The organism is Mucilaginibacter sp. P4_C11 (assembly GCF_056402115.1).
In genome coordinates this window covers 123,790-149,280 of record NZ_JBFUIA010000020.1, presented here as the reverse complement: position 1 = coordinate 149,280, position 25,491 = coordinate 123,790, and the positions used below count along the sequence as shown (strand labels likewise).

Genomic DNA, 25,491 nt, shown 5'->3' with positions numbered 1-25,491 from the left:
GTTTTATCAAGTTCTCCCTCCCACTTACTAACAACCGCCGTTGCCATAGCATTGCCCAAAACATTTGTCGCCGATCTACCCATATCTAACAAAGGATCAATTCCTATCAACAGGAACAATCCTGCCTCTGGGATATTAAACATTGATAGAGTTCCTGCAATAACAACCAAAGATGCCCTTGGTACGCCCGCTACACCTTTGCTGGTAAGCATCAGCACCAACAGCATCGACAACTGGTGCCCGAAGGATAAATGTATATCGTATGATTGTGCCAAAAACAATGATGCAAAGGTCATATACATCATGCTGCCATCCAAATTAAATGAGTACCCTAATGGTAATACGAAACTCACAATTTTGTTGCTACAGCCAAACCGCTCCAGTTCCAGCAATACTTTAGGGTAAGCAGCCTCGCTGGTTGAAGTGCTGAATGCAATAAGCATAGCATCTTTTATGCTATTAATCAGTCTGAAAACGGGCTTACGTAAAACAATAAAGCCCGCTGATATTATGATAAGCCAAAGCAACACTAACGAAAAGTAGAATTCGCCAATAAATATGCCATAGGTTGATAAAACACCTAAGCCCTGCTTTGCAATTACCGCTGTTATAGCGCCAAATACGGCAACAGGGGCCAACTTCATTACATAGCCTGTTATCTTTAATATCACATGGGCAATGGCATCCATAGCTTTGGTAACTATTTTACCCTGCTCGCCAATTGCTGCCGTGGCAATACCGAAAAACAAAGAGAACACCACAATCTGCAATATCTCGTTATCAGCCATCGATTTGATAAAGCTTGAGGGGAACACATGCCCGATAAATTCGGTTAATGACAGTGCCGATTTTTTGATACCGGTACTTAAATGGCTGTCTGGCAACGGCAGGTGCATAGTTTTGCCTGGCTCAAATAAGTTAACCAGCAGCATCCCTAACAATAAAGACACTAAGGTGGCGCTAACGAACCAAAGCATCGTTTTGCCGCCTATCCGGCCTACTGCTTTAATATCGCCTACTTTTGCAACACCAACCACCAGCGTTGTAAACACCAGCGGCGCCACAATCATCTTTATCAAATTCAGGAAAATCTTACTTAAAATATTAAAGCCCTCAAGCTTGTCTTCTCTTAAAGTGCTGTTATCCTGCTGTAATTTAACTTCTGCTTTCCGCTGTAGCTTTAAGTTTTGAAAGCCAGCGGTTGTAGTATCCGTTGATGCCAGCAAGTTTTTATCAATGGCTTTAATGTGCGCATCCGCTGTACTTATATTGGCATTAATTTTATTGATTACGTTAGTGTTGTAAATATAACCAACTATTACACCGGCGATAAGCGCTATAAAAATATACAGCGTCAGCTTGCTTTTTTTTTGCATGGATTTTGATCAGTCGACAAAAGTAGTGAAATAGAATCAAGAGTTAAGAATCGGAGCGGAAAGAATCAAGAGTCAAGATCAAGAGTCAAGACAGGAAAAATTAAGCTGCAAACAGATGGTTGACCCTTGACTCTTCGCCCCGCAAACACCTTCCTTCTTAATTTGTATTATCATTGAAGATTTGTGTTTTTCTTGATTCTTGGCTCTTGATTCTTGACTCTCTTAAAACATTTTGTATATATTGGCAACCAGAATTGATCATGTCTTGATTCTTGACTCTCAATTCTTGATTCTATTTATAATGACAGTTACTACCTACGGACTACAGCATATCAAAAAAGAAATTCAGCATTTGCCGCATGAGCAACTGTCTGAGTTATTGCTTCGGCTGGCGCGTTATAAAAAAGAAAACAAAGAATTGCTGGCCTATTTGCTGTTCGAAGCCTACGATGAGGCGGCCTTTATTGAAAAAGTTAAAGCCGAAGCAGGATTCATGTTTAGCCAGTTGCCGGCCTTGAGCTATAACGCGGCTAAAGGCATGCGTAAAATATTACGATTATTGAGCAAATACACTAAGTTTGCGGGCTCAAAAACGGCCGAGATTGAGTTTTTGCTAAATTTTTGCAGTAATTACCTGGAGTATGCCGACAGGCGCACGTCATACAAACCAATACGCCTGATATTAACCCGGCAGGTTGAAAAGGTAAAAACGCTAATAACTAAACTACATGAAGACCTGCAATATGATTTTGCCGATAGCTACAATGCATTAATTACAGATGCCGAAAAAAAATTGAACTGGTTTAAAAAGAGTGATTACCTGTTGTAACATATGTACACTAAGATAATCTAACCCATATAAATTCTATTAACAGTGGCCAACAAAGAAGCAGCATTCAAGGAAATTTATGCAGCTAATTCTAAAAAGATTTTCCATTTGTGCTATGGTTATACCGGCGACGATGACGCCGCGAACGACCTGCTACAGGAAACTTTTTTAAAAGTATGGCAAAACCTGGATAAATTTCGTAACCAGGCCATGATCTCTACCTGGATCTATCGTATTGCCGTAAACACCTGCTTAACCTACCTGCGATCGGAGAAGCGACAGGCGAAAGACGAACTTACCGAACAAATAGCTGAAACTAAACGAGAGGAGTTTTCTGAAAAGAATGAGCAGGTTGCTTTACTATACAAATGCATATCAAAACTGGAGGAATCGGAAAGAATTATAATAACATTGGTACTTGATGAAGTACCATATCCCGAAATAGCAGAGGTTTCGGGGATATCGGAGGGAAATCTGAGGGTGAAAATTTATCGTATTAAACAGAAGTTAACTGAATTATATAACCAGTATGAAAGACTTTGATCATTTGATGTCGGTTTGGCAGGGACAGCCAAAGCAAGATCAGCTTTCAGTGGATGATGTGCTGAAGCAGGTAAAGAAGGGGATTCGCGGCATAACCAACAAGTTGTATTGGACAATTGTGGCCATGGTGGCCGTTACAGTATTTGCCGCCATTGTTACATTTTTCCTGGCATTCAAGTCGGGGGTTACAACGGCGGGTATTTTAATAGTATTGCTTACCATGCTGATGTATTTGGCGCTTACCGTAAGGCACTATCACATTTTAAGCAAGCGCGACGCAACCATTAACCCGGCCGAGTATTTGGATAGCCTTAAAGAATACCAAAAAACACGGTCGAAAATTACAGGTTGGTTTTATTATATCTACATTCTATTAATCAGCGCCGGCCTGGCACTGTACTTTATCGAGGTGTTGGAAAAATCTTCCCTGGCATTTAAAATTGGCACTTATAGTTCCATCACCATTTGGTTTTTGTTTACCACTTTTTACTTAAAACCCAGGATGTTTAAAAACGAAGAAGAAAAGCTTAACCTGATGATTGATAGACTGGTTCGGTTAAAAGAACAGTTTAATTAAATAAAGTTGTAAAAAGGCTTTCATAGTGAGCCTGTCGAACCATGGTAGGCAAAGGCCTCTCCGCGCGAGTCTTCGACAGGCTCAGACTGACAGGCCTCCAACCTTGAAGAACATATCGCGGTTAAGAACAAGATATGGGCAACCAATTTACTTCCCCCTGTTAATCAGCAGCTGCATCACCTGTTCCCGTAACTGCCTGCTGATAGGCACATGGTGTATTCCTACATTCAGCATATTACCATCAATGGAGTTTACCTTATCATACGCCACAAAGTACGATTTATGAGTTTGTAAAAATTTACGCTGCGGTAGCCTTTCGCCAAAAGCTTTTAATGTACTGTGGGTGATGATCTTTTTGTTGGCCGTTTGTATCACCACATAGTTCTCCATACCCTGCACAAACAACACCTCATCAAAAACAACTTTTTCAAGCTTGCCTTCGCTCTTTACAAACATGTATCCCATTTCTATACCCATACTCCCCTTTTGATCAAAATAATCTTTGGCCTTAAAGGCAGCCTTCATAAATCGCTCAAACGAGATGGGTTTTAATAGATAATCCAGCACATCAAGGTCGAAACCATCTGTGGCATATTCCTTGAACGCTGTGGTAAATATCACCTTTGGCGGATTTTGCAACGATCTTATAAATTCAACCCCTGTTAAATGCGGCATCTGGATGTCTAAAAAAAGCAGATCGACAGGCTGTTGTTTCAGCACTTCGCTCAATTCCATTGCGTCCTCGCATTGCGCTTTTAAATCAAAAAAGCTGGTCTTTTCCACATAACCCTGCAGGCCCTTGCGCGCAAAAGGTTCATCATCGGTTATTATACAAGTTATCAAGTTCATCAATTAAATTCTATCACTAACTGTGCTGAAAAACGATTCCCTTCACAGCCAACCGTTAACCGGTGTTTATCCGGATACAACAACTGTAAACGGCGGCGTAAATTCTCTAACCCAATACCAGTATAGTTTTCGTTAGGCTGTATTTGTGCCGGTACATCATTAACCGTAGCAAAAATAAAGTCACCATTGTTAATATTTGCACTAATACTGATTTCAAAATTGCCACCCGCGTATTTAAAAGCATTTTCGACCAACGGAAGCAGTAGTAATGGGTAAATTGACTGGTCTGTTAACCTTTCATCAAAACAAATATTCAGCTTCAATTTACTGCTGGCCCTTATTTGCTGAAAGCGGATGTAGTTTTGCAGGTATTCCAATTCGTGGTTTATAGGTACCTGTTGCTGCTGATCGTAAAGTTGATATCTTAACAAACTGGAAAGCAATTCTGTACTTTGCTTGGCCGCCGGCACATCCTCATCCATCTGAAAATAAATGGTGTTTAAAGCATTAAACAAAAAATGCGGATGATATTGGGCTTTCAAAAACTTAAGTTCGGTTTGTAACTGATCGGTAGTCAACTTTTCCAGTTGTACTTTGTTGGCAATGTAGGCCTTTAACCATGTGCTGCTACGGGCTATGCCATAATAAATAATGGCATATAAGGTTGGTATCATGGTAAGGTCTGCCAGATCACCCCAGGATAGGCCGTCGTCAGTAAATGCAGCCATTGGAGTAAATATCAGGTTCACCAAAACCAGGTTAGCAGACACCAGTATAGTTAATTCTCTTACTACTCCCCGATAATTGAATTGCAGTGGCCAGCGCCTGTCATAAAACCGAAAGAGCCATTCAAATAAATATATGCCTGCATAGCCCACCAATACACTGCAGCTCATTTCAAGGACATTTAAACCCCAGTCTCTTTTCCAAAACATTTCATCATGTTCAGTGTCATGCAGCAGCCTTACGGTAAAATATACCAGCAGGCCATACAACGCGGGGGAAATATATTTCCTGAAAAACTTCATGGGAAAAGAGTCAAAAGTTAAGAATCAAGAGTTAAGACTAAGGTCGTAATTTGATCTTGTTTAAGGTATGATAATTGTTTTTACTATGCAAATTTGCTTACCTGGCAACTCAATTTCATACCACGGATGTAGTAAGTGGTTCGCGGCTGCCAAGCTTTTCCAGTTCAGCAACATCTTCTTGATTCCTGACTCTTGGTTCTTGGCTCATCTCCAAAGGTTTCATCCCAAATAAAAAGCGGGTTAAGGTATATGGACGCACCAGTAAATGATAAATAAGCATAGTTATAAAAAAGGTGATCCCAACGGTATAAATATATTTCGACAGGATACTTTCATTTTGCACCTGTACAATGTAATAAACCAGCAGCACTATCACAGTTTGGTGAAGAATATAAAAAGGATACACAGCCTGGTTTAAATAACTTAAAACTTTATGAGTGCGGTTAAGATATTGTTTGCCATAGCCAACCAAAGCCAATACCCATCCCCAGGCAATTATTGGCCTTAAAGCAGTAAAAGCATAACTAAACAATATATTTTGAAATGGCCAGCGGGCGTGTAAAGGCTCGATTCCATTCCACCTCAGGCATTCCCATAACATGWGGCTCAAAAAGCCAATAGTTAAAGCAAAACGCCGGTTCCGTTGCAGGCTATCCATTAGTTTGGGCTGTACAATACATATAAAGCCGGCCAAAACAAAAAACAGCCAGTAAACAAAATAGCATCCGTCGTGAATTAAGTCGTTTGTTTCGGGTAATTGCCAGCTTAAAAATGTAAACCAAATGATACCCGGCAACATGAGCAGGTAAATCCATTTACCTTTAGCCAGGACCGCTAGTTTAGTTTTAAAGCTATCACTTTTGGGCGAGACCATCCATGCAAATACCGGGGCAAATATTAAATCGTAAATAAATAGGTAAGCAATAAACCATAGGTGATGCCAGCTAAAACTGCCTTTAGGATAAGGCACAAAATTAAATACACTTGCGTAAAAGTGCCAGTAACTGCCCTGGTAGCCATTTGCCAGCCGCTCTATATAAATTTGAGGCGGCACAATGATAAACATGCCTACCAGTAATGGAATAAACAGCCTGCGGAAACGTAAGCCGATGAAGTTTAAAGTAGATCGCCGCTGCATCATATAGTAACTCACGGTGCCAGAAATAAAAAAGAGCAGCGGCATCCGAAAAAGGTGCAAAAAATGATTTGATTCCATCATCAAATTGCTGGTTTGGGCGTTTTTTATATGCCAGTTATCCTCGGCCACATAAGGCATGGCCGAATGAAAAAATAATACGCCGATGATTGATATGATTCGTAACCAATCGAGGTAAGTTTGTCGTTGTGTGGATTGCATGATCGTTTTGTTTTTTTATCAAAGGAAACAAAGCCGGCGCAATCAATATAAATACTTTGACCAATGGTAAAAAACCTTTGACGAACTGTGATTAAGAGCGAATGTAAGATATAAGATTTAAGATGCCTAACGTCGCAGAACGCTACTGCGACAATAAAAAACGAAAATTACTGGAGTCAACTATCTGTTTAGCAACAACCCTAAAATATATTGGGCGTACCATCTGGCCAGATAATCATTAGGGTGGTTAATGTTGTTACCTGTCATATCCTGGTAAGTTTTATGCTTTAACAATTCAGAGTGTACACCTGTAATATCGGCAACAACTATACCTTTTCCTGCCAGTTTATCTAGTTCCGCCTTATAGAGTACCTGAAAACCGCTGAAACCCGAGGCCGGGTTAGCAAGCATCGGCGCTATCAGAATAAATTCCGCTTTTGCATTGGCCAACCTAACCGAATCTATGATCCCCCTAATCTGTTCCCTGTACACCGGGGGGGCTATCTTCGCAGTCCCGTCGTTCATCCCAAACCCAATTACTACCAGGTCTGGGTTTTCTGCCATTACCCGGCGGCGTACAGAGTCCTGTCCCCATTTTGCCGCACGGCCAGCTACCGAGGTATTGGCAAAGGCAATGTGATTCCCGTAAGTTGCTTTCAGGCTACTAATCACCAGTTCTGGCCATACAGGCATATAGGGTGGTGTTTTTTCCAGGCCACTGGCGTTATAACCTACTTCTATGCTGTTACCATAAAAAACTACCTTAAGGCCAGTTTGGTTTTTCAATTTAACAAGCGTATTTGGCAGCAGCAATCCGGCAAACCTGGGCACCGGCCCTTTCCAGTTTCGCCGCTTTTCAGGGAGGTACGAAACCAATATTTGCCTTGAACTGAAAAACGGACCTTCGCTAAAAAGCACGTGGGTGCCTGGCACTTTACCCGCCATAGAACGCCCCGGTCTGGCTTTATCAAAAATCAGGTCTCCCGGGCTAAAGTAAGGAACAAATGAGCCTTCCGGGATAACCAGGTTACCGTTGTATTCAGTCCAGTCCTTTCCTTTAATATATTCCTTGCTGTAATTGGCGGCTTTTACCGATATTATTTTAGTAGGCTTAAAAAGCAGTCTCGTACTGAAATTGGCCTGATCCTTCATCACCTGTACAGATTCATCTACAATGGTATCAGCCGTCCAAAACGGTTTGGTATATGCCTGCAGGTCGATGTATCCTTTCCAATCGGTTGCATTATCTGCACCAAACCATTGCTTAAATACTTTTGTCACTGCTCCGGCAATAACAGCGTTTCCCTGGTCCGAAGGATGTAAACCGTCGTATGTTAACCCGATGGCCTCCTTAGGATAAGGGTAATCATCTGTAGCAGCATTAAAAGGGACGTTGGTAAATTCCGGGTAAACGTAATTCTTGTAAGCGCCCGATGCCGGGTTTTTAAGGCGTTTAAATTTAACCAGGTTCTCTATTGCCAACCGGCTGTCATGGTAAAGGTCAACCACCGGAATTTGTTCCCAGCTGCCGATAGAATCTATAGCGTTCGCAAGCATTTCCAGCGATTGGCCATTCTTAGTGCGATAGCTGCCAAAGGCATTATTTCGCTGATCGTTAATATACACGAAGTCAACCCTTTGCATGGGAGTTATCAGCATAATTTTTGCATCGGGGTTTAAGCTACGCAGCTTATTGATAATAATGCGGAACGAGCCGTAAACGGTAGCATTGCCTTTACCGGCTTTATAATCGTCCGGGCTGCCAACAGGCCTTCCCTGCCACCAGTCGTTAGTTCCCAAAAAAACAGTGTAAACATCCGCTACCGGAATTCCAAGGCTGTCTATGTTTTGTGCGATACCGCCCGATGTCCAGCCGTTAAAGCCCTTATTAATATAATTCAAACCGGTTAACTGCTCGGTCACGCCGGTTAGGTATCCCCTGGTTACCCGGTTACCCGTTTCATTAAGATGATCGTTTAGATAAGTGATTGAGTCACCTATGGCCACCCAGGTCAACTCCCTGGGTTTGTAAGCGCTCAGGATCATGAATATGGGTACCAACAATAGCAATGGTCTTATTTGTTTCATCACGGCGGGAGTAATTACAGGTTTACCAGAAGTACAAGCGCTAAATTAACCGTTTTTTTTAGCAAACTGTCCTTAACTGTATCTTCTTCCTTTTAGAGCCTAACCCTTCAAAAACGGGTTAAAATTCCTCGTGCCTATCTCCATGCCCGATGCCCGGCAAATAGTTTTATCACCAAATTTAAAGTTGATATTATCCATTGCCTGGTATAAGCGGATGCGTTCCTCATTATCTTCAAACAGGTTAATCTGGTAGCGGCCGCTTGAGAGGTTACTTAACCTTACCCCTATCAGCCTGATGGGCCGGTGCTGGTTCCACGCTTTTTTCAGCAGGTTTTTGACGCCGGGCAACAGAATATGCTCGGCCGCGGTAAGGGCTATCTTTTGCTGCTGGGTGTGGGTTTCAAAGTTGGCATACCTTATTTTGATAGCCAGGCACGATGCCAGTTTATTTTCACGCCGCAGTTTTGACGATAGTTCTTCCGTCATCGAAACAAGGATGGTTTCAATGGTCCGTTGGTCGTTTACATTGATATCGAAAGTATGCTCTGTCGATATAGATTTACGATCAGAATGGGGCACAATCTCGCTATAATCTATCCCATGCGCTTTTTCCCAAAGAAAAATCCCTGCTTTGCCAAAAACAGTTTCTAAAAACTTAAGGTCAGCGCGTTGCAGGTCGCCAATTTTTTCAATACCGTATTGATATAGCTTTTGAGCTGTGCTTTCGCCAAGGCCGGGAATTTTGCCGATAGGCAATGGAGCCAGGAATTTTAATTCTTCGCCATGCTTAATAAATAGCTGACCGTTTGGTTTTGACGCATTGGTAGCCATTTTTGCCACCGTTTTGCCTGATGCCATCCCAAATGAAATAGGTAGCCCCGTTTCTTTAATAACACGTTGCCTAAGGTTTGATGCTACCTGGTAACAATCATAAAACCTATCCATGCCGGTAAGGTCGATATAAAACTCGTCAACCGATGATTTTTGGAATAGCGGTACCGAGTCGTGGATGATATCTGTAACTTCTTTGGACGCCTCAGAATAGCGGCCATGGGAACCACGTACTATCGTGGCATGCGGGCAAAGCTTCATGGCCTGTTTCATTGGCATGGCCGAGTGGATACCAAATTTACGGGCTTCATAACTACAAGAGGCAACCACACCCCTATCTGCCGAGCCACCAATAAGCACAGGAATACCAATAAGCGCTGGGTTAAACTTACGCTCTACCGACACAAAAAATGAATCGAGATCGATGTGTACGATATGTCGTTTTTGATCCACGAAACAAATTTGCTAATTAATTTGGTATTTTACTAATAATATTAGTATTTTTGATTAACAGAATTTAGAACATGAGGATGTACGAAGATCATTTAATGCTGCTTTCGCCACCGAAGATAATCAGGGCCGAAATTGCCCGCTATAAAAAGGCATCGGCAAGGCTCATTGGAGATTATCAAGGTATGAACTCGCCTGCTCATATTTCAATCCAGCATAAGGAACGTCAAAAGCCGTTCATGACTGATAGAAACATTGACTTGTTAGAAACAGAATTGAGAAGCTTGCCGCCCGTATTACTGCATATCGATGGATTTGGAAATTTCCCGCATGTGCACGGCAAATTTACCATATACGCCAATATACGGTCGACACCAGCTGTTGACGATTGGTTTGGCCAGCTAAAGAAAAAACTAAAAATAAAAAAGGCGCTTACGCCGCATATAACCATTGCCAGGAATATAGCAGAAAAAGATTTTAACGATTTATGGCCTCATTTCAGGCATAAAAAGCTGGTTGAGCCATTCTGGATAAACGCGCTTACCATAGTTAAACGCGATACGTTTGCCCCATATGCCAAATGGGAGTTTTTTAAAGCCTTTGAATTTAAAAATCAGCAAGGCTTTATTGGTACCGAAAACATTGAAGCCGGCCGGATTGAAATGGTCGGCCAGGATCAGACCAGTTTATTTGAAACAATTTAATCAGCAATTATATGAATTCGCCATTTTTTCACTTCGTATTGTCCTTGCCCGATCATGTTAATACCGAGATTGTTAAATTAAAAAATGAAGCCCGGCGGGTAATCGGCGATTACCCGGGCATGGGGTCAAAGCCCCATATAACTACCAACAATTATCCAAAGCACCCCATTCATGTACATGACCATGGCTTTTCGATGTTTGAGCGCAGGTTAACGGCTTTACCGGCAGTTGTTTTTGAGATAGATGGCTTTGATTGTTTTAACGAAAACAACGGCTATAACAAAACCATTTACGCAAAGCTTAAGATAAGCGACCATAATACCTACTGGCTTAAATTATTGTGGGATATAGTAGGCAAAGGCAGCGGAACACCGCACATTACCATAGCACGCGGACTTACCCCCGAACAATTTAATTTACTTTGGCCCTATTTTCAAAGGAAAGAGTTGAAAAAGAGGTTTGTGGTATCAAAATTCACCATTTTAAAAAACCTGGTTAATTCCGGCACGTCTGTATATCGCGAATTTGAGTTTAAAGGTTCTGCAGATTCATTAAACAGTGTTTACCAGGATTATTTAATGCGGCATTTAAAAAACACAGCTGTCGTTAATAAACAAACCAGTCTTTTTTAACTTGAATATGAGCCTTAAATATTATCTGACTGTATTGTCTCCGCCAGATCGTATTGATCAAAAGATAAACGCCTTTAAAAAAGCGTGTTTTAACCGCATAGGTAATTTCCAGGGGATGAATTCGCGTGCGCATATTACCTTGGATGTTAACAGCGATGAGGTCGATCCCGGCTCACAGAAACCAAAACTTATCGGCCCTTTTTATGATATGGTCGATTTTATTATCAGGCGCACTGTCATTGTGCATAACATCAGGATCATAGGGTTTAACTTTTTTTCGCATGGGCCGGCCTTCCGTACCATTTATGCCGAAATAGAATTGGATAAAGAAACATCCGATTGGTTTACCGCCATTAAGGATTTATTGATGATAAAAAAGCTCCATCCACACATTACCATTGCTCGTAAAATACCGATAGAAGCATTTAACGTCCTGTGGCCCCATTTTGTAAAAATTGAATACAAAGATGAGTTTTTAGCCGATGGCATAACTGTGCTGGAAAAAGAGGCCGACACCAAATTTGATAGCTATAAAGTATATAAAAAAATCCCTTTCGACAGAAAGCTGGCCGTGGCATAAACACTCATATTGAATAAAAAAACCTAAACCTTAACATAAAACCTTGTTGGCTTTAAACCTATAACCTTTTATCAATTATTACTTAACCCTAAAAATTTCACAATGAAAAAAATTTACCTCCTGGCTATTTTAGCCGCCGGCATTACGCTTTCTGCGAGTGCCCAAAAATTAGAAAAACCAGAGATCGATAAGATCAAAGGAGACACCACGTGGAAAACATCTGATGAAAGAATTTACACACAATTGGGCTTTGCAACAGGCAGGCTATTATATGTTTACGCAGAGAAAATAGGAACAAGTTACGTGCTATGTTTCAGGATAGATAATATGAATGGTCCCCGGTTATGGTCTGTAGGTCCGGCTAACATTACCAATATTAAGTTTACTGATAACAGCGTACTGGACTTAAAACCAGATGCTGGCGGTGATGCCCATGTAACTTACGGCTCGCAGGCCGACCGGGTTATTAACCTTGTATATTATAAGCTGGAAAAAGATGATATCGAAACGTTGAAAACCAAATCAGTTTCAATTATCCGGATCGCGACTGATGGTGCCGCTAATTTCGATTACGAGATCAAACCAAAAAACGCTGATCTGATCAAAAAAGATCTTGAATTGATATTAACAAAGTAAAAAATAAAGGGGGGCGGTTAAATAACCGCCTTTTCTATTTTTGCCCGTCAAAAAAACGCAGTAAATTTTTAAAATACGCAGTTTTCCCGCATTCAAGGTCGACGAAGAGCAGGGGTTTATGCCCGATGTAACCCACAACGGGCAACAAACAACAATCTATTCCTTTAGCTATCAGCGGCTAAGCCTTTTTTAACAATTTATTAACCTGATACGCATCCTTTTTCTATATTTGCCCCGGGGTAAGTCTTTTACGGCCAGCTCCTCTTGAACTCCCCCAGGGTGGGAACACAGCAAGGGTAGAGAGTTGAGCGGCGCGATAAAAGTAGCTTACCCTTTTTTATTTTCTTTTTTTCGCTGGAAAACGGAATTTAACATATCCCAAAGGCTCTATTTTTCCAAGTCAACAAATTGTTATTGATCCTACATGGCAATCAAACCTACTGAACAAATATGGAAGGACTATTGGCTGATATTCGATGTTGTTTGCGAATCTCTAATTTCAAGGGAACTTATCGAAATAGTCGATAAACTAAAAGACGCTCAACTCTATGTTAATGGTTTAACAGACGGCTGGTTTGAGTTCTATACAAGATTGGAGTCGATAATTGATGTTGATAAAGGACTATTCAATGATTACGAACTGAACAATCTTTTAAATTTAAAAGATTGCTTGCACAACGTGCTTCATAAGCGCTAATGGCTTACAATGAAAATACAGGGTTCCCGATGCTCTTAAAAGAAGATGACGAAACTGTCCGTTTGATTATGGCCAATTATATGAATCGGATAAGCTTAGTTTAGGGCAAGCAGCAGAAATATGCGGCATGAAAAAATGGGATTTTGCTGAAACCCTAATTAATTACGGTTTGCATTACTTTGATGCGAGCGCAGCAGCAAATTGAAGGGCTGATGAATCCGAAATCGAAATTCCCAAATCCCCTACAATTCTCTCTCAAAAACTGCCTATCTTAGCGGCATGCTCGATATACTCATTATAGGTGGCGGCCCCATAGGTTTAGCTTGCGGACTGGCAGCCCAAAAAGCAGGTTTAAGTTTTGTAATCGTCGAAAAAGGCTGCCTGGTAAACTCGTTATATAACTACCCTTCAACCATGACCTTCTTCTCAACTTCAGAGAAATTAGAGATTGGTGGCGTACCTTTTGTAACCGTTCATAACAAACCTACCCGTAATGATGCTTTGGAATATTACCGCAGGGTTGCACTATCCAACAACCTTCCGCTCCATTTATTTGAGGAGGTAACCAATGTAAAAACCGAAGACGATGCCTACACTATAACAACAAGTAAAGCAATCTACCGGGCAAAAAAGGTTATCGTATCTACCGGCTTTTATGACATCGCGGTTAATTTAAATATCCCCGGCGAGAACCTTCCCAAAGTAAAACACTATTACCAGGACCCGCATTATTATACTTTGCAAAAAGTAGTGGTTGTTGGCTCCAGCAACTCGGCTATCGATGTGGCTCTGGAAACTTACCGCAAGGGTGCCGACGTTACCATTGTGGTGCGTGGGCCGGAAATTAGCAGCCGGGTTAAATACTGGGTACGGCCTGACATCATTAACCGGATAAAAGAAGGCAGCATCAAAGCTTATTTCAACTCCAATCTTGAAGCCATCCGCGAACATGAGGTTGATATCAAAACACCCGATGGATTGATTACCATACCCAACAACTTTGTAATGGCCATGACTGGCTATAAACCCAATTTCGATTTCCTGAAAAAACTGGGCATTATCCTGTCCGAAGATAAATTCATCCCCCAATACAATCCCGAAACTATGGAAACCAACCTGCCGGGTTTATACCTTGCAGGCGTTGTTTGCGGCGGCTTAGACACTCACCTTTGGTTTATTGAAAACTCGCGGGTGCACGCCGATATGATATTGCATGATATCGTAGCAAAAAGTAAAATACACTATTAGTTTGCCTTTATTAGTGTTTAGCCAACAGTACAAAGTCGTAAGCCTACAATAGAATTTTTTCTTTTTTGGCTTAAGACTTTGGGCTAAAGACTATCCGTCAATTTACCATTGACATTAACACCAAGTATACTATCACCGTAAATAAAACCCCTCCTCCACTTCGTATTGATCTCACAAAGATCAGAAGAATTGATTGCCATTTAATTCACCTGGCAATATTTGTTTAGTAAAACTGCCACGTCAATCCATGGCAAGGCTTTGTTAAAAACAAAAATCCTCCCAAAACCACAAAAACCGCAATCGATTGCGAAAAATATCTCAAAAGCCTCCTTTTTAGTGTTTTTACAGCTAAAATTAATCTATTATTTATTTTTTATTAATGATCGCCTCTTCTTTTGTGTCAGTAAAATAAACCAATTATAGCACCTGCCAGCCCTCATATAAGCGTCAGGTGATTTATTAACCAACCAAATTACACCATGTATCATTACGCACCTAACCCGCCGTAAGTAGCTGCCGCACGCGCTATTTATTACCCTAACACGGTAAACCAAATCAATTAAACTTAAATATTAACAGAGAGACAATATGAAAAAACTTAGATACTTACTTATACTCCTCTTCCTTTTCCCGCTTGGTTTGTTAGCCCAGCAAACTTCTATCAGCGGAAAGGTTATTGATTTAACCGATGGGTCGGCACTTCCGGGGGTAAGTGTAAAAATTAAAGGTACTACAGCTGGTGCTATAACTGATATAGCAGGAAAGTTTACCCTGAACGTTGCAAATACTAACGTGATTTTACAGGTATCATATTTAGGCTACCTTACCAAAGAGGTAATTGTAAAAGATATAAAAGGCGGCACCATCGCATTAACTGCAACTAACAAAACGCTTGATGAAGTAGTAGTTGTGGGCTATGGTGTACAAAAAAGGGCCACCATAACCGGCTCTGTATCAACACTACAAAGCAAAGAGATTGTAACAACTAAAAACGAAAGTGTTATAAATATGCTTAGCGGTAAAATACCGGGTGTACGCATTGTTCAAACAACTGCCGAACCGGGATCTTTTGCCAACAATTTAAATATCAGGGGGTTTACAAGCGCCCCATTGGTTGTAATTGATGGTGTAATTGGCGGCGACCAATCAACAATAGGCCGCATGGACCCGAATGAAATTGAAAGCGTTTCTGTACTAAAAGATGCAGCCGCATCTATATACGGTATAAGGGCTGCAGGTGGCGCCATTTTAATAACCACCAAAAAAGGCGGAAAAAACGGCAACATTAACATCAATTATTCTGTTAACGACGCTATCCAAACGTTTTTAGGTATGCCCCAGGGCGTAGGCGCTGTAGATTATATGCTGCTTACAAACGAAAAAGTTAAACGCGATTTTGCCAATAATTTTGTATCTAATGTAACCCCGCAATATTCATATGCCGACATCAAACCATGGCTTGATGGCACCTACAAATCGGCCGACTGGATAGGCATGGTTTTCAGGAAGACAGCCAACCAAATACAGCATAATTTAAATATTGATGGCGGAAACGACAAAATCAGCTATTTCTTCAACTTTGGTTATCAACGGCAGGACGGTGTTTTTAAAACCGGAGATTTAAACTACAACAAATATAATTTCCGCTCAAACGTTACGGCCAATATAACAAAAGGGTTAAAAGGGCAGGTATTAACATCGGCCTGGATGGATGAAAAAAATCAGCCTTATACAGACGAATGGACTATTTATAAGTACACCTGGAACCAGATACCTACACACCAGATATACGCTAATGATAATCCTTTATATCCAGCTGTAATTGATGATAACATGAACCCATCTATCATAACCGATGCCGACAAAGTGGGTTCAAAAAGGAGCAGGAACAAAAGTATTACCAGCCAGTTAAATTTAACGTATGACATCCCAGGTATAAAGGGATTAAGTGCAAAGGCCTTATTTAATATTGATTATGGGGTTAATGATTATAATCAGATAAAAAAGACATTCTCTTTATATACTTACAAAGCAGACGACAATAGTTACATACCAAGCGTTGTAAATTCACCTTCGGGCATCACCCGCGCCTATTATACCCACTTAAATACTTTAAGCCAGGTAACGTTAAATTACGCGCATACTTTTTTTGATGACCACAATATCACAGCTATGGCTACCTATGAGCAAAGCCATGAAACTGCTGATAATTTTAACGCATACCGCGATACCGAGATTCCGGTAAATTATTTATTCGGCGGCCTGCAAAATTCCAATATGTATGGTGGAATGGATGCCAATGCTTTGCAGGACCAGGCACATAGGAGTATTATTGGAAGGTTTAATTATGATTTTAAAGGAAAGTACCTTGCCGAATTCAGTTTTCGCCGGGATGGCACCAGTTTGTATAAACCAGGGGCCGATCAATATGGCTTCTTCCCGGGTGCATCAATAGGCTGGGTTTTAACAAAAGAGGATTTTTTCCGCAAACTGGTCTCAGATAACATCCTTTCCAACCTGAAGCTCAGAGCTTCGTACGGTAAGGTTGGTGACGAGCAGGGTAATGCATTCAATTATGTTAACGGTTACACTTATCCGGTAAACAACTACATTTTTGCTTCAAGCGCGGTAAACGGGTCGGCGCCAAAACTTGGCAACCCTGGTTTAACCTGGCCAATAAGCACCATAAAGAATATAGCTATTGATTTTGGTTTGTTTGGTGGAAAAGTTGACGGAACTATTGAAGTTTTCAGAAACGACAGAACCGGATTGCCCGCTACCCCTTCGGTGGCTTTACCCGGAACAGTAGGTGCCGATGTGCCCCAGATTAATTACAACAGCGACCGGGTACAGGGTTTGGATTTTAACTTATCGTACAGGAATACTTTTGGTCAGCTGGGTGTAAACCTTACAGGTAACATAGGTACAACCCGCTTAAAAAACATGACTGTTCTTCGCAGTAATTCAGGTAACGAGTATTTAAACTGGAAAGAGAACCAAACAAACAGGTATCAGAATGTTTGGTGGGGGCCAGAGTATGCCGGGCAGTTTACCACCTACAAGCAAATATATAATTATGGCGTAAACACGGGTGGTGGCAATAACAATACCATACCCGGCGACTATTATTATAAGGATTGGAACGGCGACGGGGTTATAGATGATAAAGACAGTCATCCTATTGCCACTACCGATATACCGCTATACAACTATGGTTTTACCGTAGGCCTAAGTTATAAAGGATTTGATATGAACATGCTTTTACAAGGCGCAGCCGGGGTTTACGTACAGTATGGCGAACAATTTGCAGAACCGTTGATGTATGGCAGAAGCGCTTTAACACGCTTCCTTGACAGCTGGCACACGGCAGATCCTTCGGCAAACGTTTTTGACCCGAATACACAATGGGTACCAGGCTATTACCCTGCAATGGGGTCGCCTGCCGCACAGGGTACAAAAGCGATACAAAATGCCAGCTATCTGCGTGTAAAAACGCTTGAATTTGGTTATTCTTTATCGCCGGCAGTTTTGAAAAGCATAGGTGTTAGAAAGTTCAGGATATATGTAAACAGCTACAATCTGTTAACATTTACCGGATTGAAAAACTATGATCCTGAGCATCAGGGGCCAAATCCAAGAGATAACGGCGATTTCAGCAAAGCTTTTGCAGGCTACACCTACCCGATGAACAGAACCTTCAATCTTGGAGCTAACGTTTCCTTTTAGACTGCCGGGCATATCATGAATTATTAACGAATAACTATTGACACATGAAAAGTATACATAAATTTATTATAGCAATATCTATTGGCGTAGGGGTTTCGCTTACTTCCTGCCAAAGGTTGGATATTCTGCCGACTAACATCTTTACTCCCGAGATTATATATGACAGCGAGGCAGGTGTTAAATCGTTTTTGGCAACCATATACCATAATTTACCTATTGAAGACTTTAAATACCGGCCCGATCAGGGGTTTAAAACCGGCGGCAACGATTGGGAAAACTTTTATAATTCGGCCTCGGTTACGGGCGAAGAAGTTGGCCCTTTTGGCGGGATGGATATTGGCGGTGGCTTTGGTTACTGGCCATATGGCGATATCAGGAACGTAAATACCCTGATAGCCGAATTGCCTAAACATGTTGCCAAGCTAGGCCAGCCAACGGTAAATGCCCTTTTGGGCGAAGCTCATTTTTTAAGGGCGTACTATTACTTTGGCATGGCCAAGCGTTACGGGGGTATCCCAATTATTACGGTACCACAAGATCCTGGCGCACCACTGTCAACACTCCAGGTGCACCGCGATAAAGAACAGGCTGTATGGGATTTTATCGGCACCGAGCTTGATTTGGGTTACCAGATGATGCCCGAAACCAGTGATGCAGGCAGGGCCAACAGGTATGTTGCAGCCGCCTTAAAATCAAGGGCAATGCTTTATGCCGCGTGTGTTGCCAGGTACGGTTCAGTAAACTTTGTTGATGGCCCGGCACGTGCACAAGGCCTGGTTGGTATCCCTGCAGATAAAGCGACTGCTTATTTCCAGGCAGCTTACGATGCCGCTAAATTGCTCGACGGTCATTACTCGCTTTATAATGCAAATTCAGATAAAGTACAAAACTATGTTGATCTGTTCTTAAAAAGCACAAGCCCCGAAAATATTTTTATAAAACAATATTCTATTGCTACTCACACTGCTCATAGCTGGGATGCTACTATGTCGCCGCGTTATTTTACAGCTAATGCGCTTTCGCGTTCATACCCTACATTAGATTTTGTACGGCTTTGGGGAGAGTTACCGGTGACTAATGGCGATGGTACACCTAAACGTTTTGATAACCGTGCACAATTGATGCAAGGTCTTGAGCCAAGGTTATTAGCCACCGTTTATTTCCCTGGCGCAACTTTAAGGGGGCTTATGTTTGATATGCAACGGGGCATTTACCCATCTTTTAGCGGAACAGCGGCCGCTGAGGTTGCTAAACAGGCCAATTCCCGCTCATACATACTTGCAGGCGATACAAAAACATTGTACCAGGGCAAGCAGGTAATTGGCTTTACCGGCCCATGGACAGGTGGCGATGAACTAACCCGCACAGGCTTTTATGTGCGCAAATATGTTGATTATAACAAACCCCAATCGGCGGTTGACCTTAACAGGAGCGAGCAGCCCTGGATTGACCTTCGTTATGGCGAGATTTTGTTAAACCGGGCAGAAGCTGCTATGGAATTGGGCAACGCCGGCGATGCATTAACTTCTGTTAACCTCATCAGAAGCCGGGCCGGTGCAGCCCCTTACACTTCTATCGATTTAAATAAAGTTCGCAACGAAAGGCGTATGGAGCTTGCATTTGAAAACCAATACTATTGGGATTTAAAAAGATGGCGCACAGCCGATGTGGTGCTTGACAGGGCGCACTTTAAAGGCCTGATGCCATATTATGTGTTGAATGAAAACAAATTCATCTTCTTAGCCGAAACAGAACTGTTTAATCGCGAATACTCTTTCCAGAAGCAATTTTATTATGAAGGAATTCCCGGAGGCGAAATCGGAAAGAACCCTAACCTGCTCCCTAATAATCCAAATTATTAAGAATTTAAATTTTAAGATATGAAAAAACTGATTAGCAGAATTTTGGTGGGCGTAACTATACTTGCAAGTTCTGCATGTACAAAAACAGACAATTACGATGGTCCTAACGCCTCATTCCAAGGCAATATAATTTCGTCCGAAGGTGGTAACTTGCCAACATCAGGCGGTAGCACCACAATAAAACTTCAGCAAATTGGCTGGACTACCCCACAAACCATTCCAAGTAAGTTTGATGGCACCTTTCAGGATACCAAACTTTTTAAAAGTGCATATAAGGTTGTGCCTACAGGCGGCGCTTTCTGGCCGGTTTATGATACCGTGACGGTGAATATTGCCCAAGGTACCAAACACGACTTTGTTGTTACACCGTACATCATTATCAAAAACTTTACTACAAGTTTAACAGGCACAACTTTAACCTTAAAGTTTGATATTACCGCGCCCGTTGTAGCAGGGTTGCCAACTATTAAAGATGTGCAGCCTTATGTGAATACCACAAAGCTGGTAGGTACAGGAGCTTCTATCAGAGACTTCTCGGATTTAAATGCTGTAACCGTCAATAAAGAATTTATTGACCTTACTGATGCTCAAAAATCAATCACCTTAACCGTTCCCAACCTTATACCGGGCCGCACATTTTTTGTACGTGCCGGGGTGCGTTTAAGCGATAGTTTCAACAGCTCAAATTTTTCGGAAATAGTACAGGTAGACGTTCCTAAATAATTTAACCTTAAACCAAAAAAGGAAATGAAATTCATTAAAACAACGATGGTTTGCGCCATCCTCATGGCAGGCTTTATAATTGTGGGCTGCCAAAAAGAAAAATATGTTTCACGGGATACATCTGGCCTTAAAGCCCCTCCCCCGGTTGATACTACAACACCCCCGGTTATCGATACATCTGTGGTAATTGACAATTGCGATAAAACCGACGGCTGGCAGGTAGCAGGCGGAGATCCTGTTTTAGCAACAACCGGCAAAAAGGAAGGCACCGGCTATATCCAGGCCACAATAAAAACAGGGCAAGATTTTATGCAGTTTATTAAAACCCTCCCCGCTCCTGTTGATACAAAAGCAACCTTTAGTACCGGCGAATTAAAGTTCTGGTTTTATGTTCAGGACGTTTCTTTGCTTAAAATAGATGGCCAGATACAGTTTAGCAGCGCCGCCGATCCGGATAACAAGCGTATTGGCTGGGGAATGGATAAAATTATCCCAACACTGCAAAACGGCTGGAACCACTTAGAGCTGAAATTCACCGATGGATACGTATCCGGAGATGGTGGCCCGGATTTAAAAGCAATGAATTTTGTAAAAATATTCTTTTGGACCGCAGCCAAAGCGGCTAATGATCAAAATTTTGGTATCGATGATATCAGGGTTGCAGCATTACCGCCGCCACCGCCCGTAGTGATTGATAACTGTGATAAAACTGACGGCTGGCAGGTAGCAGGCGGAGACCCGGTTTTAACAACAACCGGCCAAAAAGAAGGTACCGGCTATCTGAAGGCAACAATAAAAACAGGCCAGGATTTTATGCAGTTTATTAAAACCCTGCCCGCTCCTGTTAATACAACGGTAACCATGGCAACAGGGCAATTGGATCTTTGGTTTTATGTCCAGGACGTTTCTTTACTTAAAGTAGATGGTCAAATACAATTCAGCAGCGCCGCCGATCCGGATAACAAACGTATTGGCTGGGGAATGGATAAAATTATCCCAACGTTAAAAAATGGATGGAATCACTTGCAGCTCAATTTTACCGACGGATATGTGTCGGGAGACGGGGGGCCGGATTTAACAGCTATGAACTATATAAAGATATTCTTCTGGAGTGCAGCTAAAGCAACAACAGATCAAAATTATGGCATCGATGACATCAAAGTTGTCTCAAAATAATTATTCCCCAACCCTTCATTAATTTATAAACATCAAAATGGCGGAGAAAGTAATTTCTCTGCCATTTAAAAAAAGAAACAGCATCCTGATGATAAAGCATAATTTAATAAAAATATCAGCTATACTGGCCATAGGCCTGGGAACACTATCAACGTCTTTGTGTATTGCCCAGGATAAACCGGCCGATACCGCAGCTGTCGGAACCCCATTTGTTACTGATATTTACACAGCCGATCCATCTGCCCATGTTTGGAAAGACGGCCGCCTGTACGTATATCCATCGCATGACGTAGCCCCGCCGCGCGGCTGCGATTTGATGGACAGATACCACGTTTACTCAACCGACGACATGGTGCACTGGAAAGACCATGGCGAAATACTAAACGCCAGCCAGGTTGAATGGGGCCGCCCAGAAGGCGGTTTTATGTGGGCGCCGGATTGCGCTTACAAAAATGGCACCTATTACTTTTATTTCCCCCATCCAAGCGGCACCGCGTGGAACAGCACCTGGAAAATTGGCGTGGCCACCAGCAAAAGCCCGGCAAGCGGGTTTAAATCGCAAGGGTATATCAAAGGATTGGAATCGATGATTGATCCGTGTGTGTTTATAGATGATGATGGCCAGGCTTATTTTTATTATGGTGGCGGCGGCACCTCCAAAGGTGGCAAACTAAAAAGCAACATGATTGAAATTGATGGAGAAATGCAAAAAATGGAAGGCCTGGAAGATTTTCATGAAGCCACCTGGGTACATAAAAGGAACGGCATATACTACCTATCCTATTCAGACAATCACGATGTGAACGGCAAACACAACCAAATGCGTTATGCCACCAGCAATAGTCCGTTAGGCCCCTGGGTTTCAAAAGGTGTTTATATGAACCCTACTGATAGCTACACCAACCATGGTTCCATTGTTCAGTTTAAGGGCCAATGGTACGCGTTTTACCATAACAGTTCACTCTCTCACCAGGATTGGTTACGGTCTATCTGTGTAGATAAGCTTTACTATAATGCCGATGGCACTATTAAAAAAGTAATACCAACAGGAGCGATAAAAAAGTAAATAATATGAACGGGAAGATAGTATATACAATCCTTTTAACAACCCTGGTGGTGGCAGCAAGCAATTGCTCAAAAAAAAGCAACCCCACCGGCGAAACCCCAACAGTAGTTATTGAAGACCCAAAGGGCGACGGTTTTAAAAACCCTTTTATTACCAATATCTACACTGCAGATCCATCGGCACATGTTTGGACTGATGGCAGGTTGTATTTATACCCTTCTCATGACATCGACCCTCCACGTGGCTGCGATTTGATGGATAAATATCATGTATACTCCACGGATGATATGGTACACTGGCGGGATGAAGGCCAGGTATTACAGGCAAGCGACGTTGATTGGGGTCGCTCCGAAGGCGGTTTCATGTGGGCGCCCGATTGCGCTTATAAAAACGGCACCTACTATTTCTACTTCCCGCATCCCAGCGGTACCGAATGGAATACTACCTGGAAAATAGGCGTAGCAACCAGCAAAAGCCCGGCAAAGGACTTTAAATCGCAGGGGTACATTCATGGGCTCGAATCGTTGATAGACCCCTGTGTGTTTGTTGACGATGACGGGAAGGCCTATTTATACTACGGCGGCGGTAACATCTGTAAAGGCGGCAAGTTAAAGGATAATATGATGGAGCTTGATGGCGAAATGAAAACCATGCAGGGCCTTACGGATTTTCATGAAGCAAGCTGGGTACATAAACGGAACGGCGTGTATTACCTCTCATACGCCGATAATTTTAACGAGGCCGGAAAATTTAATCGTATGCGCTATGCAACAAGTAATAACCCGCTTGGTCCCTGGACCTATAAAGGTGTATACATGGACCCTACCGACAGTTTTACCGACCATGGTTCAATAGTTGAATTTAAAGGGCAGTGGTACGCCTTTTATCACAACAGCTCGCTTTCGCACAATGATTGGCTGCGTTCTGTTTGTGTAAACAAGCTTTATTACAACGCCGATGGCACTATCAGGAAAGTAATTCAAACAGATATTAACGGAGTGAAAAAATAAAAGATATAAACAAATAAAACAAGGGACATGAGAAGAAGATCATTTAACACGTTGCTACTAATAACGCTGATAGCAGCGAACACCAGTTGTTCAAAAAAAAACACTAATACCCCAGCCCCACCTGTAACACCAACAGATACCATTGACCGAACACCATCGCCGGTTGGCGATGTAGTGGGCAAAGTAGTAGTAGGTTACCAGGGCTGGTTTGCGGCTATAGGCGACGGATCGCCGATAAACAGGTACTGGCACTGGGCTCAAACCTGGGAACAGCAGCCATCGCCAACCAATAAAGCTATTTCGGCCTGGCCAGATATGCGCGATTATACCAATAAATTCCCTACCCAATTTGCCAATTTAGGGAACGGGCAACCGGCTACGGTGTTTTCTTCGTTTTCAGATCAAACTATCGATACCCAGTTTAAATGGATGAAAGACTATGGTATTGACGGTGCTGCCTTACAGCGTTTTAACCCAAGCGGACTGGAAGGTCCGGTACGCGATGCCATGGCCGCCAAAACCAAAATAGCCGCCGAAAAAAATGGTGTCAAGTTTTACATTATGTACGATGTAAGCGGCTGGACAAATATGCAAAGCGAATTAAAAACCGACTGGACAAACAAAATGTCGCAATACACCTCGTCGCCGGCCTATGCAAAGCAAAATGGCAAACCTGTTGTGTGTATCTGGGGATTTGGCTTTTCTGATAACAACCATGACTTTACTGCGGCAAACTGCCTTGAAGTGATTAAATGGTTTAAAAGCAAGGGATGTTATGTTATTGGCGGCGTGCCTACAAACTGGCTTACCCAAACCAGCGATTCACGCCCGGGATTTTTAAGTACGTATAAGGCATTTGATATGCTTTCGCCATGGATGGTTGGCAGGATAGGCAATGCCAACCAGTCCGACGGTTTTTTTGTAACCATTAATAAAGCCGACCAGGCCTATTGCAATGCCAACGGAATTGACTACCAACCCTGTATACTACCCGGCGACTTATCTGGCCGCCAGCGTGCCCACGGCGACTTTATGTGGCGACAGTTTTACAACATGACCAGGGTTGGCGCCCAGGGCATCTACATTTCGATGTTTGATGAGTACAATGAAGGCAACCAGATAGCCAAGACTGCCGAAAGCCAGGCATTTATACCGGCAGGCTCAGGCTTTTTGGGGCTTGATGAAGACGGCACCGCCTGCTCTGCAGATTACTACCTGAGGCTTACCGGCGACGGGGCAAAGATGTTTAAAAAGATAACCCCGCTTACGGCAACAAGGCCTACAAAACCTATTTTGTAACAAAAGTTATCTATCGAAGAAAAGCCGCGGGAACTAATAGTTGCTGCGGCTTTTCTTTTGAAAATTATCGGGGAACTGTTAGAAATTTTTCTAAAATCGCTGCCGTAAACCTCTCATTTCCTGTACTTTTCTAAAGAACAGGGGTATTTTACCACCCAGTTAGTCCGTACCTTTTAAGCATTTCATTTGTTCCGACAAGCTTCC

At 42.2% G+C, this 25,491-nt stretch carries 23 protein-coding genes and 1 other RNA gene; 18 read left to right on the top strand and 6 right to left on the bottom strand.

Annotation, left to right across the window (positions count from 1 at the left end; all coding sequences use genetic code 11):
- Positions 1 to 1,376, bottom strand: a 1,376-nt coding sequence (locus AC1DU2_RS19045; RefSeq protein WP_477386054.1) for a dicarboxylate/amino acid:cation symporter, incomplete at its 3' end; no start/stop codon positions are given.
- 301 nt (positions 1,377 to 1,677) lie between these two features.
- Here AC1DU2_RS19045 and AC1DU2_RS19040 point away from each other — a divergent pair.
- Genes AC1DU2_RS19040 through AC1DU2_RS19030 form a run of 3 tightly spaced genes read left to right on the top strand, consistent with a single transcriptional unit; the run spans position 1,678 to position 3,325 of the window.
- On the top strand, positions 1,678 to 2,205 hold the full coding sequence (locus tag AC1DU2_RS19040; RefSeq protein ID WP_477386052.1) for a hypothetical protein: 528 nt from the start codon (positions 1,678 to 1,680) through the stop codon (positions 2,203 to 2,205).
- Positions 2,206 to 2,250: 45 nt separating this feature from the next.
- Positions 2,251 to 2,748 carry an RNA polymerase sigma factor gene (locus tag AC1DU2_RS19035; RefSeq protein ID WP_147060001.1) on the top strand — a complete coding sequence of 166 codons (498 nt, stop codon included), beginning with the start codon at positions 2,251 to 2,253 and terminating at the stop codon, positions 2,746 to 2,748.
- Complete coding sequence (locus AC1DU2_RS19030) at positions 2,735 to 3,325, top strand: hypothetical protein (RefSeq protein ID WP_477358285.1); 591 nt, start codon at positions 2,735 to 2,737, stop codon at positions 3,323 to 3,325. Before AC1DU2_RS19035 ends, AC1DU2_RS19030 begins: the two co-directional genes overlap by 14 nt.
- 147 nt (positions 3,326 to 3,472) lie before the next feature.
- On the opposite strand, the gene AC1DU2_RS19025 is transcribed toward AC1DU2_RS19030, so the two are convergent.
- From AC1DU2_RS19025 to dinB, 5 genes are all read right to left on the bottom strand, one after another.
- Positions 3,473 to 4,174: a LytR/AlgR family response regulator transcription factor gene (locus AC1DU2_RS19025; RefSeq protein WP_477358283.1), complete on the bottom strand. Its 702-nt coding sequence runs from the start codon at positions 4,172 to 4,174 to the stop codon at positions 3,473 to 3,475.
- On the bottom strand, positions 4,174 to 5,202 hold the full coding sequence (locus AC1DU2_RS19020; RefSeq protein ID WP_477386050.1) for a sensor histidine kinase: 1,029 nt from the start codon (positions 5,200 to 5,202) through the stop codon (positions 4,174 to 4,176). The genes AC1DU2_RS19025 and AC1DU2_RS19020 overlap by 1 nt, the downstream gene beginning before the upstream one ends.
- A 115-nt stretch (positions 5,203 to 5,317) precedes the next feature.
- Positions 5,318 to 6,559 (bottom strand): acyltransferase family protein, encoded by a 1,242-nt coding sequence (locus tag AC1DU2_RS19015; RefSeq protein ID WP_477386048.1) that lies wholly within the window; start codon positions 6,557 to 6,559, stop codon positions 5,318 to 5,320.
- 180 nt (positions 6,560 to 6,739) lie between these two features.
- Positions 6,740 to 8,647 carry an SGNH/GDSL hydrolase family protein gene (locus AC1DU2_RS19010; protein ID WP_477386046.1) on the bottom strand — a complete coding sequence of 636 codons (1,908 nt, stop codon included), beginning with the start codon at positions 8,645 to 8,647 and terminating at the stop codon, positions 6,740 to 6,742.
- A gap of 99 nt (positions 8,648 to 8,746) precedes the next feature.
- Entirely contained in the window at positions 8,747 to 9,931 is a 1,185-nt protein-coding gene (gene dinB, locus AC1DU2_RS19005; protein ID WP_477386044.1) for a DNA polymerase IV, read from the bottom strand.
- A 71-nt stretch (positions 9,932 to 10,002) separates the two neighbouring features.
- On the opposite strand from dinB, the gene AC1DU2_RS19000 reads away from it, so the two are divergent.
- The 15 genes from AC1DU2_RS19000 to AC1DU2_RS18930 all read left to right on the top strand — a co-directional run bounded on the left by AC1DU2_RS19000 (position 10,003) and on the right by AC1DU2_RS18930 (position 25,287).
- A complete protein-coding gene (locus AC1DU2_RS19000) occupies positions 10,003 to 10,632 on the top strand; it encodes a 2'-5' RNA ligase family protein (RefSeq protein WP_477386042.1) in 630 nt (209 codons plus the stop codon).
- Between the two features lie 11 nt (positions 10,633 to 10,643).
- Positions 10,644 to 11,264, top strand: a complete 621-nt coding sequence (locus AC1DU2_RS18995; RefSeq protein WP_477386040.1) for a 2'-5' RNA ligase family protein — start codon at positions 10,644 to 10,646, stop codon at positions 11,262 to 11,264.
- Positions 11,265 to 11,271: 7 nt separating this feature from the next.
- A complete protein-coding gene (locus AC1DU2_RS18990) occupies positions 11,272 to 11,844 on the top strand; it encodes a 2'-5' RNA ligase family protein (protein ID WP_477386038.1) in 573 nt (190 codons plus the stop codon).
- A 102-nt stretch (positions 11,845 to 11,946) separates the two neighbouring features.
- Positions 11,947 to 12,480 carry a hypothetical protein gene (locus AC1DU2_RS18985; protein WP_477358266.1) on the top strand — a complete coding sequence of 178 codons (534 nt, stop codon included), beginning with the start codon at positions 11,947 to 11,949 and terminating at the stop codon, positions 12,478 to 12,480.
- Between the two features lie 237 nt (positions 12,481 to 12,717).
- An RNA gene (gene ffs, locus AC1DU2_RS18980) (signal recognition particle sRNA small type) lies at positions 12,718 to 12,816 on the top strand.
- Between the two features lie 88 nt (positions 12,817 to 12,904).
- Positions 12,905 to 13,177: a hypothetical protein gene (locus AC1DU2_RS18975; protein WP_477386036.1), complete on the top strand. Its 273-nt coding sequence runs from the start codon at positions 12,905 to 12,907 to the stop codon at positions 13,175 to 13,177.
- A gap of 127 nt (positions 13,178 to 13,304) precedes the next feature.
- Entirely contained in the window at positions 13,305 to 13,382 is a 78-nt protein-coding gene (locus AC1DU2_RS18970) for a hypothetical protein (protein ID WP_477386055.1), read from the top strand.
- A 74-nt stretch (positions 13,383 to 13,456) separates the two neighbouring features.
- Positions 13,457 to 14,425 (top strand): YpdA family putative bacillithiol disulfide reductase, encoded by a 969-nt coding sequence (locus AC1DU2_RS18965; RefSeq protein ID WP_477386034.1) that lies wholly within the window; start codon positions 13,457 to 13,459, stop codon positions 14,423 to 14,425.
- A gap of 588 nt (positions 14,426 to 15,013) precedes the next feature.
- The gene (locus AC1DU2_RS18960) at positions 15,014 to 18,151 is read left to right on the top strand and encodes a SusC/RagA family TonB-linked outer membrane protein (RefSeq protein ID WP_477386032.1); all 3,138 of its coding nucleotides are present in this window, start codon (positions 15,014 to 15,016) and stop codon (positions 18,149 to 18,151) included.
- A gap of 44 nt (positions 18,152 to 18,195) precedes the next feature.
- On the top strand, positions 18,196 to 20,013 hold the full coding sequence (locus AC1DU2_RS18955; RefSeq protein ID WP_477386030.1) for a RagB/SusD family nutrient uptake outer membrane protein: 1,818 nt from the start codon (positions 18,196 to 18,198) through the stop codon (positions 20,011 to 20,013).
- Between the two features lie 18 nt (positions 20,014 to 20,031).
- Entirely contained in the window at positions 20,032 to 20,736 is a 705-nt protein-coding gene (locus AC1DU2_RS18950; RefSeq protein WP_477386028.1) for a DUF3823 domain-containing protein, read from the top strand.
- A 24-nt stretch (positions 20,737 to 20,760) separates the two neighbouring features.
- Positions 20,761 to 21,912: a hypothetical protein gene (locus AC1DU2_RS18945; RefSeq protein ID WP_477386026.1), complete on the top strand. Its 1,152-nt coding sequence runs from the start codon at positions 20,761 to 20,763 to the stop codon at positions 21,910 to 21,912.
- A gap of 37 nt (positions 21,913 to 21,949) precedes the next feature.
- Entirely contained in the window at positions 21,950 to 22,978 is a 1,029-nt protein-coding gene (locus tag AC1DU2_RS18940; protein WP_477358253.1) for a family 43 glycosylhydrolase, read from the top strand.
- A 5-nt stretch (positions 22,979 to 22,983) separates the two neighbouring features.
- Positions 22,984 to 23,988: a family 43 glycosylhydrolase gene (locus tag AC1DU2_RS18935; RefSeq protein ID WP_477386024.1), complete on the top strand. Its 1,005-nt coding sequence runs from the start codon at positions 22,984 to 22,986 to the stop codon at positions 23,986 to 23,988.
- Between the two features lie 27 nt (positions 23,989 to 24,015).
- A complete protein-coding gene (locus tag AC1DU2_RS18930; RefSeq protein WP_477386022.1) occupies positions 24,016 to 25,287 on the top strand; it encodes a glycoside hydrolase family 99 protein in 1,272 nt (423 codons plus the stop codon).
- The last annotated feature ends 204 nt before the right edge of the window (positions 25,288 to 25,491 follow it).